The organism is Hymenobacter perfusus, from assembly GCF_003944765.1.
Taxonomy (GTDB): domain Bacteria; phylum Bacteroidota; class Bacteroidia; order Cytophagales; family Hymenobacteraceae; genus Hymenobacter; species Hymenobacter perfusus.
In genome coordinates this window covers 926,961-940,112 of sequence record NZ_RWIU01000001.1, presented here as the reverse complement: position 1 = coordinate 940,112, position 13,152 = coordinate 926,961, and the positions used below count along the sequence as shown (strand labels likewise).

Annotated in this window: 12 protein-coding genes; 8 read left to right on the top strand and 4 right to left on the bottom strand. The window is 59.9% G+C overall.

The annotated features are described in order from the left end of the window. Positions 1 to 119 precede the first annotated feature (119 nt). Positions 120 to 1,823, top strand: coding sequence for a 2-oxoglutarate dehydrogenase complex dihydrolipoyllysine-residue succinyltransferase (gene odhB, locus EI293_RS04010; RefSeq protein WP_125435847.1), 1,704 nt, complete (start codon positions 120 to 122; stop codon positions 1,821 to 1,823). A 67-nt stretch (positions 1,824 to 1,890) separates the two neighbouring features. Next, the gene (locus EI293_RS04005) at positions 1,891 to 2,361 is read left to right on the top strand and encodes a hypothetical protein (RefSeq protein ID WP_125435846.1); all 471 of its coding nucleotides are present in this window, start codon (positions 1,891 to 1,893) and stop codon (positions 2,359 to 2,361) included. Between the two features lie 124 nt (positions 2,362 to 2,485). Here the strand turns inward: EI293_RS04005 and EI293_RS04000 are convergent, their stop codons facing one another. The 4 genes from EI293_RS04000 to EI293_RS03985 all read right to left on the bottom strand — a co-directional run bounded on the left by EI293_RS04000 (position 2,486) and on the right by EI293_RS03985 (position 7,122). Then, positions 2,486 to 2,854 (bottom strand): group III truncated hemoglobin, encoded by a 369-nt coding sequence (locus tag EI293_RS04000; RefSeq protein ID WP_125435845.1) that lies wholly within the window; start codon positions 2,852 to 2,854, stop codon positions 2,486 to 2,488. Positions 2,855 to 3,018: 164 nt separating this feature from the next. Then, the gene (locus EI293_RS03995) at positions 3,019 to 3,426 is read right to left on the bottom strand and encodes a group III truncated hemoglobin (RefSeq protein WP_125435844.1); all 408 of its coding nucleotides are present in this window, start codon (positions 3,424 to 3,426) and stop codon (positions 3,019 to 3,021) included. Between the two features lie 134 nt (positions 3,427 to 3,560). Continuing rightward, positions 3,561 to 5,885 carry an amylo-alpha-1,6-glucosidase gene (locus EI293_RS03990; RefSeq protein WP_125435843.1) on the bottom strand — a complete coding sequence of 775 codons (2,325 nt, stop codon included), beginning with the start codon at positions 5,883 to 5,885 and terminating at the stop codon, positions 3,561 to 3,563. Between the two features lie 319 nt (positions 5,886 to 6,204). After that, the gene (locus tag EI293_RS03985; protein ID WP_125435842.1) at positions 6,205 to 7,122 is read right to left on the bottom strand and encodes an EamA family transporter; all 918 of its coding nucleotides are present in this window, start codon (positions 7,120 to 7,122) and stop codon (positions 6,205 to 6,207) included. 129 nt (positions 7,123 to 7,251) lie between these two features. On the opposite strand from EI293_RS03985, the gene EI293_RS03980 reads away from it, so the two are divergent. From EI293_RS03980 to EI293_RS03955, 6 genes are all read left to right on the top strand, one after another. Next, positions 7,252 to 8,916: a M1 family metallopeptidase gene (locus EI293_RS03980; protein ID WP_246010520.1), complete on the top strand. Its 1,665-nt coding sequence runs from the start codon at positions 7,252 to 7,254 to the stop codon at positions 8,914 to 8,916. A gap of 292 nt (positions 8,917 to 9,208) precedes the next feature. Further along, positions 9,209 to 9,916, top strand: coding sequence for a Crp/Fnr family transcriptional regulator (locus EI293_RS03975; RefSeq protein WP_125435841.1), 708 nt, complete (start codon positions 9,209 to 9,211; stop codon positions 9,914 to 9,916). Between the two features lie 419 nt (positions 9,917 to 10,335). Continuing rightward, positions 10,336 to 10,713 (top strand): hypothetical protein, encoded by a 378-nt coding sequence (locus tag EI293_RS03970; protein ID WP_125435840.1) that lies wholly within the window; start codon positions 10,336 to 10,338, stop codon positions 10,711 to 10,713. A gap of 164 nt (positions 10,714 to 10,877) precedes the next feature. Further along, complete coding sequence (locus EI293_RS03965; RefSeq protein WP_125435839.1) at positions 10,878 to 11,324, top strand: hypothetical protein; 447 nt, start codon at positions 10,878 to 10,880, stop codon at positions 11,322 to 11,324. Positions 11,325 to 11,402: 78 nt separating this feature from the next. Next, positions 11,403 to 12,113 carry a carboxypeptidase-like regulatory domain-containing protein gene (locus EI293_RS03960; protein ID WP_125435838.1) on the top strand — a complete coding sequence of 237 codons (711 nt, stop codon included), beginning with the start codon at positions 11,403 to 11,405 and terminating at the stop codon, positions 12,111 to 12,113. A gap of 94 nt (positions 12,114 to 12,207) precedes the next feature. Further along, complete coding sequence (locus tag EI293_RS03955; protein WP_125435837.1) at positions 12,208 to 12,666, top strand: hypothetical protein; 459 nt, start codon at positions 12,208 to 12,210, stop codon at positions 12,664 to 12,666. Positions 12,667 to 13,152 lie beyond the last annotated feature (486 nt).

Below are 13,152 nucleotides of genomic sequence, written 5' to 3'. Positions count from 1 at the left end.
TCATTCCGACGCGGGAGGAATCTGAGTGAAAACGGACAACGGCTTCCCCCAGATTCCTCCTGCTTCGGAATGACAACTTCCCCGACATTCCCCACCGAAACCCTTCAAAACTCCCACTTATGGGTCTGGAAATTAAAATCCCCGCCGTCGGCGAGTCTATCACCGAAGTAACCATTGCCAAGTGGCTGAAAGCCGACGGTGACACCGTGAAGCGCGACGAGATTCTGGCCGAGCTGGAATCCGACAAAGCCACGTTCGAGCTGCCCGCCGAGGCCGACGGCGTGCTGAAAATCCGCGTTGCCGAGGGCGAAACCATCGGTATCGGCACCACCATTGCCGAAATCGACGGCGACGGTGCTGCGGCCGCGCCAGTTGCTTCAGCTCCGGCCGCTGAGGCCCCGGCGGCTGAGGCCCCGGCGGCTCCCGCTGCCGCAGCCCCTGCCAACGACCCGGTGAGCAAAGGCGAAGAAAACCCCAAAGCCAGCGACCAGGCCGGCTACGGCGGCCAGCCCGAAGGCGGTGCTGCTTCCGGCGCCCCAGCTGCTGCCGCTCCGGCTGCCGGCAACGGCGGCGGTGCTACCGTGGAAATGACGATTCCGGCTGTGGGCGAATCCATCACGGAAGTAACGGTAGCCAAGTGGCTGAAGGAAGACGGTGCCCAGGTACAGCGCGACGAAATCATTGCCGAGCTGGAATCCGACAAAGCCACGTTTGAGCTGCCCGCCGAAGGCACCGGCATCCTGCGCCACGCCGCCAAGGAAGGCGAAACCATCGGCATCGGCGCTACCATTGCCCGCATTGAAGGCGGTAGCGGTGCTGCCGCTCCGGCTCCCGCAGCCGCCGCTGCTCCGGCTGCTGCTCAAGCTACTCCGGCCGCTGCTGCTCCGGCGGCGTCGGCAACCACCAGCTACGCTACCGGAACGCCTTCGCCAGCGGCCGGCAAAATCCTCGGTGAAAAAGGCATCAGCCCCGCCGATGTGCAGGGCTCGGGCCGTGATGGTCGCATTACCAAAGACGATGCTCAGAATGCTCAGGCCAAGCCCGCTGCGCCGGCTCCAGCTGCTGCTCCCGCTGCTGCCAAACCGGCTGCTCCAGCTGCTGCTGCCCCGGCCGCTAGCGGCAACCGCAACCAGCGCCGTGAGCGGATGAGCAACCTACGCAAGACGGTCGCCCGCCGTCTGGTGTCGGTGAAGAACGAGACGGCCATGCTCACCACCTTCAACGAGGTGAACATGCAGCCCATCATGGACCTGCGCAACAAGTTCAAGGACAAGTTCAAGGAGAAGCACAGCGTGGGCCTCGGCTTCATGTCGTTCTTCACCAAGGCCGTGTGCGTGGCCCTGAAAGAGTGGCCCGCCGTGAATGCCCAGATTGATGGCACCGACATCGTGTACAACGACTTCTGCGACATCAGCATTGCCGTATCGGCCCCCAAAGGCCTCGTGGTACCGGTAATCCGCAACGCCGAGGAGCTGTCGTTTGATGGTATCGAGAAGGAAATCCAGCGCCTCGCCGGCCTGGCCCGCGACAACAAGCTCACCATCGAGCAGATGACCGGCGGCACGTTCACCATCACCAACGGCGGCGTGTTCGGCTCTATGATGAGCACCCCCATTATCAACGCGCCGCAGTCGGCCATTCTGGGCATGCACAACATCGTGCAGCGCCCGATTGCCGAAAACGGCCAGGTGGTAATCCGCCCCATGATGTACCTGGCCCTGAGCTACGACCACCGCATCATCGACGGCCGCGAGTCAGTGTCGTTCCTGGTGCGCGTGAAGGAACTGCTCGAAGACCCAACCCGTCTGCTGCTAGGCGTGTAACCGTCCGGAATTATACTTTTGAAAGCCGTGCCTCTCATATGGAGGCATGGTTTTTCATTTATTAGCTATGCAGAAAGACACTATTGAGGTTGAGTCAAACCACTTTACTGCCAAAGCAGCATGCTATGCGGTCATTGCTGTCAGCTGTATTATTTGTCTCGCCATCATAATGGACGCTAACCGGCAGCACGTATATGATTCGCTGGGAGGTCGTTTGCTGTTAGTGGTATTCATAGGAGTACTCCTGCCGTGGTATCATCAATCCACTGTAAAACGCTCCACGCTTACAATTAGCCAACAAGTGTTCCACATGGAGCAGGAACCTGACAAAGTGCTGTATCATCTGTCCATGAAAACCCTGGTCGGCTGGTGGATTGGAGAGGATCCGAGAAGGAAGAGTGCAGGTAGGGGGCTACATTTTGACTGTAAAGACAGTGGGCACATCTGTTTACTTAGCTATGAATACAGTCAGTTCGCAGCCGTAGAGCGTTACCTGGAAGTTCATTTTGCTCACAAGAAGCGGCACGATTTCTCATAGTTTGGTCTGGTGCGCAAATAAAAAGCCCCTCGGATTCAAGTCCGAGGGGCTTTTTGTATGGGTGGATGGGTGAATGTGTGAGGAGAACGGGGTGGGAATTGGGGGTGGGTGAACCGATAAAAAATTAGGCAGCGCGGGAGTTGGAGGCCAGCGTGGCTACTTTATGAATAGCTTCTTCGGCTTTGGAGCCGGCAAATTTTTCTTCCACTGTACGCTGCAGTACTTCGGCCCACCGCTGAAAGTGCGGACCTTTCACAGGCAGGGCCGAATGCAGTGGCACCAACTGTCCTTCCTGGTACCGGGTGGTGCCAAGCAAGGCATTGCTCCAGTAGTCATAGAGAGAAGTAAGGTGGCGGGGCCAGTGTACCCGCGCTACCGCGTGGCAGAGCGGGGCCAGCAACTCGTCGTCGTTGGCTTTGCTAAAGGCGGTATCCACCAGCGTCTTGATGTCGCCCTCGGTACGCAGATCAGGAAGAGTAGTCAGAGTAACCATACAGAGGAGAGTAGTTACGGGTGGATACGCAGCGAATTTACGCAGGTTTTGGAATTTTCGCGCATTAGCGAAAAATCTTTTTGGCTTTATCCAGCAAATAATTGTCGGAGGTGGGGCTTGTACGACTAAAAAACGGGAAAGGATACCAATTAAGGCCGATTTTATTACAGGATGTGCAACGGGTTGCGGGCCTGGGCCATACGGTGCTCGAACACGGCGGCAATGGTTCCTGCCCGATAAATGGCCTCATCAGCCACGGTACCGGCGAAATGCGCTTCCACAGTTTCCACAAACAGCGTGAGCCAGCGGTGGAAGTGGCGGCTATCAATTGGCAACGCCAGATGCTTGGGAAACGGACGACCCCGGTAACGGCTGCTGCCCAGTAGCAAGCCACTCCAGAAATCGTACATCGTGGCTAAGTGGCGGGGCCAATGGCCCTGCACTACTTCTTCGAAAATAGGGCCGATAAGGTCATCAGCCCGCACACGCTGGTAGAAGGCATCTACCAGCCGGCGCACATCGGCCTCCGTCTGGATATCGGGCGGAGGAACGTAAGAAGCAGTATCTGCCATGCGGTAGCCGGTAAGAAAGTGAGGTTCTGAAGATACGATGGGAGTGACGGCCACCCCTGCAGAAGCTACGCCGGGGGGAGTAGAAACAGTTGCGCCAGTCACCCCGAAACTCAGGTAAAGAAACGGCCCTGCGCCTATTGCGGGCGGGTAACCGGGTGCTGGCTTAACGGCAGTGGCTGCGCGAAGGGCAGGTTCGCCAATGTCTGGTCATTCTGTTGCTGCCGGGCCAGTCGGGCGGCCGATGGCGTGGCGGTCTGGCGTGTGAGCTCTAGGTCTTTTGCATCCAGTAGCACCGCCGTGAGCTGCTGGGGCGTCACGGAAATTTTCAGCGTCGTGTTGGCTGGGGTATCTATCCGGATGGGCTCGAAGGGAGTAATATCCACTGTAACAGTGGTGGGCTCGGGTCCCAGGTGGTAGGTGTGGGTGGGGTGCGGGGTAGCTTGGTATTCGGCAGTAATCAGGCTTTGACCCACCGTGAAATTATAACGAAGCTGCCGCACGGCCAGTGGTAACTGGGGTGCGAGAACAAGCTGGTGGTTGGCCGCGTCGGGACGGATGCCGAGGAAATACTGGTGCCACACCCGCAGTTGCTCGGCATTCGACCACGCCTGCAAATAGGCTCCCGTAAGCTTCGGCAACCGTTGGCCGGGCCGGGGGTAGGCATCAAGGTTTTCGCTCAGGCCTCCTACTACACCCCTGGTCAGGGCCTGACGGTTAGAGCTGGCAAACAGCATCCAGGCGGTTTCGGGCTGGCCGGCTTCCAGCATGCGTTGCATGGCAATGCCGTTAAGCCAGGGCCAGATGGTGCCCCGGTGGTAAGCCGCATCCTTATGGTATAACTCAGGGGCCAGGTGATAGGGATGAAACTGCGGGTCGTGCCGGTCAAGCGTGGCTACGCCCCACGGATACACCAACTCCGTCCAGTTTTTGCGCAGAGCCTGGCGGGCAAAGGCCGGGTCGGGCACCATATCCAGCGCAAATAGCTGGTTGGGACGCAGCGTGAAGTCGGGATGGTTCTGGTGGTCAAGCCGGTCGGCGAGGTAGTCGTATCCGGGGCGGCGGAAGTCCTGGGCAAACCGGCTTGTCACCTGCTCCGCCAGCTGCTCCCACCGCGTCTGGCTGGCCGCATCCTGAACGAAAGCGGCAAAGTAGGCCCCGGCTTTCAGCTGCTGATACCATAGCGCCTGAATGTCGTTGGCGCGGCTGCCCCGGGGCGTGAAGGCCACCAACTGCGCGTCGCGGGCATCCATCCAGGTTTCATTGTCGGCGTGCAGCAGATAGCCTTGCTTATCAACCCAGTACGTGAGGGCACCCGCAATGCTGGCCTGCACATTGGGGTAAAGCTGCCGTACCAGTGAGGTGTCGCCGGAATAGCGCACGTAGTCCCGGAGCGCAATGACGAAGCGCGGCGTGCCATCGGTGGTGTGGTAATCGATGTTGCTTGGGTTCACGATGTTGGGTACCCGGCCGAAGAATCGGGAAGCGGGGTCGAGCTGCTGATAGCGGGCAAACGAAAGCAGAATCCGGCGGGCGGCGGCAAACTGGCCGCTGATCAGCATGGTACCGGGGAAGGAAATGAACTCGTCGCGGCCCCAGTACTCATTGAACCACGGCAGGCCGGCGTAAATCCCATCGCCCTGCTGGCGACTTACCAGTTGGTCGGTGGTAGTGGTCAGCCAGCGCAGGGCCAGGGTCAGCGAGTCATTATCGGCGGCCACGTAGGCACTGGTTTGCAGCGGCTGACGGATACGCTGCTCCCGGGCCAGCTTCAGGGCCGGCCCGTTGCGCTGGCCCTCCCGAAGCAGAGCGGTTGCATCGGCCTCATCAGTCCCGCAGGCAATCAGGAAGCCCCCGGCCCCGGCCGCCACTACGCGCTGGCCGGCCACGGTAATAGGCTGCGGCCGGCGGGCTGCCACGGCCAGCACGAAACGGCCCTCCCGCGCCGAGAAAAAAGCCAAGTCATCCTGCTGCCGGAGCAGGAGCACCTTCTCGCCTTTCAGCTCTATGCCAATGGGTTGCGTGGTGCCGGTCAGGTCGATTTCCAGCAGGTTCTTCTCATCAAACAGCCACAGCTCTTCCTGTACTGCCGGGCCGTGGCGGCGCACCAGCTTGTGCGGATACACTGTTACTTCGGCCACGCGGTTATCGAGCGGCTTACCGGCCACAAACAACTCATAGCCCGCAAATACCCGGTTTTTGGCCACGTTCAGGCCCTCAAACCAGCTGTACTCGGGGTGGTTGACCTCGTGAGTCTGGGCGCAGTAGTAGGCGGCGGCTTTGTTGGTGAAGGAGGCCACGCGGTTGGCTGACCGGGGCACCGTGATTTTCATCGTTTCCAGCACATCCGGCTGTCCGGTCACGGAGTTTGGCATGGCCGTAGTACGCGCAGGGCGGATTTGGGTGCAGCCGGCAACCAGCAGAGCGGCGGGCAGCAGCCGGCAGAGAAAGGAGCGGAGCATAATGGAGTGACAGAAGAGAGGAGCAGACTAGTAGCCAGCAGAACCGATTCCGGAGCCTGGGGCCAGCAGAAATTCCAGCGGAAGCGCCAGCCGCTGACTCCGGGTACCGCCCCACAGCGTGGGCACCCTCCATCCCGCCGGTTTGCAGGAAGCAAAAGCCCGTGGTTGGCAGGAAACGGAGTCAGCAGATAACGAGCGGAAAGAAACAGCCATGGGTAGAAGTCAAATGGAAATTTTGGTTGCATAAATAGCCCGGCCGAGTCCGGGCATATGCTGCTGTTAGATGGGAATCCTGCGGCCCCGCTGCTTGGCCAGCCGGCTACTTTTTACTGCGCCCACCCAAAACTACCAGCGCCACGGCCAGCACAATGAGGGCCGCGCCCCCGAGCATTTGTGGGTCGGGAACTTCGTGCAGAAACAACCAGCCCAGCAATACCGCCACCACGGGGTTCACGAAGGCATAGGTGCCCGCCAGCGCCGGCTCTACCACCCGCAGCAGCCAGATGTAGGCCGTAAAGCCCACAATACTGCCAAATGTGACCAGGTAGGCGTAGGCCAGCCAGGAAGTAGCCGTAACCTGCGCCAGGCTGAAACCGGCCGCTTCGCCGCGCACCGCGCCGACCACCAGCATGGCCACGCCGCCGCACAGCATCTGCATCCCGCCCGAAAGAAACGGGGAGGGAGTAGGCTGATGATTTTTGGAATACAGCGAGCCAATGGCCCACACCAGGGCCGCCACCAGCACCAGCCCGATACCCAGCCCCTCGTGCCCCGGTTTGGCAACGTGGCTGGCTCCTGGTGTGCGGGCCAGCAGATACACCCCCGCCAGACCTGCTGCCAGGCCCGCCGCCACTACCGGCCGGGGCCGGGCGGCCACGCCGCTCCACCAGCCCAGCACCGCCAGAAACATGGGCACCGTGGCTACCAGCAGTGCCGTCAGGCCCGTAGGAATATACTGTTCGCCCAGCGTTACGCCCCCATTACCGAAGCCCAGCAGGCACACCCCGATTACGGCCGCCGTCAGCCAGCCTTTGCGGGTAGGAGCGGGCTCGCCCCGCCACCGCATAAAGCCGTACAGCAGCGCCCCGGCCAGCGTGTAGCGGGAGCCGGCCATCAGCAGCGGCGGGATGGAGTCAATGGCGAAGCGGATGCCCAGGTAGGTGGAGCCCCAGATGATATACACGGCCGCGAAGGCCAGCAGTAGGGCCGCGCGGGTGGGGGCAGGTGGTTGCGTCATGTGAAAAGCGGACTGGAGAAGCACAAACCTACGGGAGTTTGCCGGGCCTATCGGTGAAAGGGCCGCCGTACGCAGCGTTCAGCCTTCTTTCCCGTTCTTTAGCCTGACTTCAACTTAATATCTGCCGCCGTGCGTTTCCTTCCTTTCCTGTTCCTGGCCGCGCTGTGCGGTTTCGTTCGTCCCGTGGCGGGGCAGCTGCTGCAAGCCAAACCGGCCTTCACCCGCGCCGATTCTTTGCGGGGCTACCTCTCGCCGCTGCGCACCTGCTACGATATCACCTACTACCACCTCGATGTGCGGCTGGACGTGGCCCGCAAGGCTATTAGCGGCTCCAATGAGTTTCACTTCAAAGCTACCCGCGACTTTACTCGTCTGCAATTCGATCTGTTTGCTAACCTGACGGTAGAGAAAGTGGAGTACCAGGGCAAGACCGTGCCATTTACCCGGGAGGCCAACGCGGTGTTCGTCACCTTTCCCGAACCTATTCGCCAGGGCAGTCAGAACCACTTCACGGTGTTGTATGGTGGGCAGCCCACCGAAGCCAAAAATGCGCCCTGGGATGGTGGAGTCGTGTTCACGCAGGATGCCAAGGGTAAGCCGTGGGTGGCCACGGCCTGCCAGGGAGTAGGAGCCAGCATCTGGTGGCCGAATAAAGACCAGCAGGCCGATGAAGTGGACAGTATGCTCATCAGCGTGACCGTACCGAAGGGCCTCAAGGATGTATCCAACGGCCGCCTGCGCCGCACCGTGCTCCTGAAAGGCGGGGCCACCCGCTTCGACTGGTTCGTGAGCAACCCCATCAATAATTACGACGTGGCCCTGAACGTGGCCGACTACACCCACTTCAGCGACGAGTACGCCGGCGAAAAAGGCCCCCTGACGCTGGATTACTGGGTGCTGCCCGAAAGCCTGAGCAAAGCCAGAACCCAGTTCGCCGCCAACGTGAAACCCATGCTCAAGTCGCTGGAGTCGTGGTTTGGGCCGTACCCGTTCTATGAAGATGGCTACAAGCTAATTGAAACCCCGCACCTCGGCATGGAGCACCAGAGCGCCGTGGCCTACGGCAATAAGTACCAGAACGGCTACCTGGGCCGTGACCGGTCAGGCACGGGCTGGGGCCTGAAGTGGGATTTTATTATCATTCATGAAAGCGGCCACGAGTGGTTCGGTAACAGCCTCACCAGCCAGGATATTGCCGATATGTGGATTCACGAGGCGTTTACCACCTACTCCGAGGCCTTGTTCGTGGAAAGCCAGTTCGGCCAGGAAGCCGCCCGGCAGTACATCCACGGCCAGCGGCGCAACATTCAGAACGACGCGCCCATCATCGGACCCTACGGCGTGAACCGGGAAGGCTCTTCCGATATGTACGACAAAGGCAGCAACCTGCTGAACATGCTCCGCACGGCCTACGTGCCCGATGATGCCCAATGGCGGGAGCTGCTGCGTGGCCTCAACCAGCGGTTTTTCCACCAGACGATTACTACCGGGCAGGTCATCGGCTACTTCAACCAGCAGCTGGGCCAGGACCTCACGCCCGTGTTCAACCAGTACCTGCGCCACCCGGGCCTGCCGGTGCTGGAGGTGCGCTTCCCCACCGACGGTCCGCCCCAGGCCCGCTGGATTGCCGCCGAGCCCGGCTTTGCCCTGCCCATTCGGCTGCGCCCGCGTGGCGGCATCTACCAGCTAGTGCCGCTGACCACGGTCTTTCAGCCAGTAGAGATTCCCAATTTGAAAAGAGAGAATCTGGAGGTAGATACCGAAAATTACTACGTAGGAACGTTATTAGAATAGAGGTTAGTGAAATTGTCTTATTCTGCTATGCTGGAATCCATAATTGGGAAGGCCTGATGCAGGTTATTTTATATATATAAAGTGGAATGTTGGAATCTTTTACCGGTGAAACGTGTAAATTCGGCTGCTTACAGCTTCCGCTGGAGTTGGTAGCTTCTGTTTTGATCTTTTCTTCAGTATCCTGTAGAAAAGATTAGCGATAAGAAGATGAGTTGTTGAATAGTATTTTTTATAAGAAAAAGTATCTTCTGGCTTCGTCTGCCGGGATGTTTTTTTGCTGAGAGTAAAGCGTATGGTAGCTTCTTCTGTTCCCCTCACTTGTCAGGCCTGCCCGCACGTTGAACGCTCTCTGTTGGGCAACTGCCAGCACGCCGAGCTGTCGTTGATAGCCGGCGGCAAGTTGCACCAGTCGTACAGCAAAGGGCAGGTGATTTTTCAGCAGGGTAGCCGGGCGGCTGGCCTGTACTGCGTATACCAGGGCAAGGTGAAGATTTCCAAGCTCAGCGGCGACGGTAAAGAGCAGATCATCCGGCTGGCCCGGGAGGGCGACGTGCTGTGCTACCGCTCCCTTATGATCGGGCAGTTCTGCACCACCGCCGCCACCGCCCTCACCGACTGCGTGGTGTGCCTCATTCCGCGCCCCGATTTTTTCAGCCTGCTGGAGCAGAATCCGCAGTTCTCCCACTCCCTGCTCCGCCTGATGGCCCGCAACCTCGGCGACGCCGAAGAGCGGCTGTTGCACACGGCTTACAAGCCCGTGCGTGAGCGGCTGGCCGAGGCCTTGCTGCTGCTGCACCAAGCCTTTCAGCCCGTTACCGATGAGCCGTTTAGCATTCCCATTTCCCGGGAGGATCTGGCCGCCCTCACCGGTACCACCAAGGAAACGGCCAGCCGACTACTCTCCGAGTTTCGCGACGAGGGGCTGGTGCTTACTCAGGGAAGCCGCATCACGGTGCTGGAGCGCGAGAAAATAAGCCAGTTGGCTAGTCTGTATGATTAAAATAGTGCAATTGTAAAACCACTGGTGGTATACCGTTCGTATCTCCTCGGGCAGCATCTGCTGGCCGGGGATTTTGCTTTTTGATGGATTGTGCGTAAGCTTGTTGTAATAGTATTATATATATCCCAATATGGGCTCCCAAAGTGATTGAGGTGGGAAAAGTTTAATTACAATCATTTTTGTAGTTGATGCTGCTCATTTTATCGGGTGGGTAAATGTGAGAGTTTTGTAGAGCAAGTCAGCAGGCTACCGACTGTTATCCGGCAGTTGTATCAAGTAGCTGTCTATTGTGCTTCTAAGTAAATTGCCAAAATGAATTTTGCTGGCCAACGCGTGGGTCAATGGAATTCGGGTGATGATATAGGGACACTGGGCGGCTGACTCTTCACTTCCACACATTTTCATTTCCTCCCTGTATCATGGCTTACTCTACGAACAACGCCGCCGGCAAAGTAATACAAGAAATCCTCAACGACTTGCCCCAGCTGGTAGCCGTGGCCGTTGTTGATACGAATTCCGGCATGAGCTTGGCTTCGCACACCAACTCACCCAGCATCAACCCCGATACCGCTGCGGCTTACAATACGGAAGTAGTAAAACAGAAGCAGAAGGCTATGGCCGCCCTCAAGCTGACGGGTGAAGTAATCGAGGACATCCTCATTACCCTCTCCAACCAGATCCACCTGCTCAAGCTGGCCGAGAATAATAAGTTCATCTATCTGGTAGTGAACTCGCGGGATACCAACCTGGCTATTGCCCGGGAAGTACTGCGCAACCACGCGGCGGCCCTGAACTAAGTCAGCAGCTGCGGCTCCCGTAGCCGGGGCAGCCCCACCCCTGGTGGCTGTCCCGGCCGAGCCGGCCCCGGGCTCCCTGGTCCGGGCAGCCGGTAACCCGGCCACATCTACCGGCCCGGCCGGGAGCAAGCGGCTGGTACGCACTGCTTTTGGTGGCCCCTGCTATGCAAATACCCTTTCTGAGTCAACTCCAGACCCTTACCGGGCCGCCCGTCAATAAAATCGTGGGCGTGGCTTCGGCCGGTCCGGCCCGCCTCGCCGCTGAGCAGATTCTGCAACACGTTTTGCACGGCCTGCCTGAGCTGCTGGCGGCGGCTGTGGGGCAGATAGCCTCCGGCCAGCTCCTGGCTTCTTACACTACCTCGCGCGACTTTAATCCCGCCAAAATCATTGGGTTTAACGCCGAGGTTATTCGGCAGCAGCGACAGGCCATGCAGGCACTGCATCTGCCCCCCGACGAGCAGCTCACCGAACTGCTGATTACGCTACGCACCCAGCTGCACCTGCTGCGGCTGTTGCCCGATGGGCAGCGGTTTCTGTACGTGGCCGTGGATTGTCGTGATACCAACTTAGGCATTGCCCGAGAGGTGATGCGCACCTGCGAAACCTGAAGGATCTGAGGGAGTAGCGGTGACGTCAGTGCTCGGGCAGTTCATTCTTTTTCTCATCCTTTTAGCCCCACTGCTTGCATGAAACTTACTGCCTCTCCCTTCAACCCTGCCACCGGCGAACTGCTGCCGGTGTACCGCGACGCCTACCTGCGTGGTGACCTGAGCAAAGCCTCCGCCCAGGCCGTGGAAACCTACCTCCACCACGACGCCGACAAGGCCCACGAAACCCTCAGCCGCTGGCAGCACCTGCGCGCCGCCGATGAAGCCGAAGCCGCCCCCACCTGGGTGCAGAAGCAGCTGCTTTACATCCGCACCGAGCCCGTGCGCTTCCGCCGCCGGGCTACCGGCTTGGTGGCCTCGGCTGTACTGGTGGGCACGATGGTATTTGCCGGTACCCGTCTGCCCTCCGAGCGTACTCCCGTGAGCGACAGCACGCCCACCGAACTGACGCCATTGGTAGCCGATGCCGGTACCATTGCCGAAGCCGGTATGCTAACCAGCGCCGAAGCCAGTAGCTCCCGCGCCATGCTCACGGTCCGGGGCCGCATCCTGGATGAAAATGGCGCGCCGCTGATTGGGGCCACTGTGTTGCAGCCCGGCAGCTACCGGGGTACTTCCACTAACGCCCAGGGCGAATACGTACTGCAGGTGCCGGCCGGTACCACGGCGTTGCAATACGGCTACGGCGGCTACCAAGATGCTGAAATGCGCGTGCAAACCACCGGCTCCGCCGACGTGACGCTGCAGCCTCGCACCAAAGTTGGCAAACGCCATTGGTGGCAGTTCTAGCGCACCGCCTGGCTGGTCGGTACGGACTGTCTGCACTACGGAAATGTACCGGCCGGCCTGGCTGCTTTATCTGATTATTTAGTTCTCAAGTTGCGTGAAACCGAAGTCGTATCGAAAGAAAGCCACCCGCCAGCCCGCCGTGCACAAACGGCAGTTGGAACTGATGCGGCGTGCCAGTGAGGTAGTGGAACAGCTCCGCCTCGAGCTGCCGCAGTTGCTGGCCGTGGCCGTGGTCGATGTGGCCTCGGGCACCAGTCTGGCCGCGCATACGTCTTCGCCCGCGCTGGATTTACTTACGGCCGCGAAGTTTCAGGCCGGCCTAGTGCAGCGCAAACACGAGGCCTTGGCTGCCCTGGACCTGCCCGGTGAGCAACTGGAGGACATCATGATAACCCTGTCCAGCCAGCTTCACTTGCTCCGGCTCAGCAGCACGGGCGCGCGGCTGATTTCGTTGGTAGTGGATGCCCGGACCACGAACCTGGCACTGGCCCGGGATATTCTGCGCACGCGGGCCGAGCAGCTGGACGCAGCTCCGGCCCTGCGGGCGGCGTAACGCGAAGTGCTGCTGCATCGCCGCCTGGGTAGCTGCAGGGGAGCCGTTCGGGCGGCCCGGAAGTGAGGCGGCGCTTCGCTCTTTTTTCCAGGGGCCCCGGCCCACCGGAAATAACGACGGAGAAACCTCCTAGGAGTTTTCAGTCAGCCGGCGCTTTACCCGGCGGCCGGCATTGCGGTACCGAATCACCGGCCTTTCCGCCCGAAAGGAAAACCACCAGGTTCCGTTTCCATCCTGTCGTTTAGCGGCTCCTCCGCTGGCCCCGGCCGGCAGGGGAGCCGTGTGGCGTTTTGGCGGGCGGGCAAGAGGGAGGGTTGAAGAATGGCCCCGGTCCGGCGGCGGCAAGCCGTGGGGCCGGTTGAAGCAAGCTGACAGGGATACGGTACCGCGCTGATGGCCCTGATGACAACCGGTCCGACGGCTTCCCGCCGCCGGACCGGAACTACTTCATAATTTCACTACTTCCCAACTTCACCGTCCGTACCT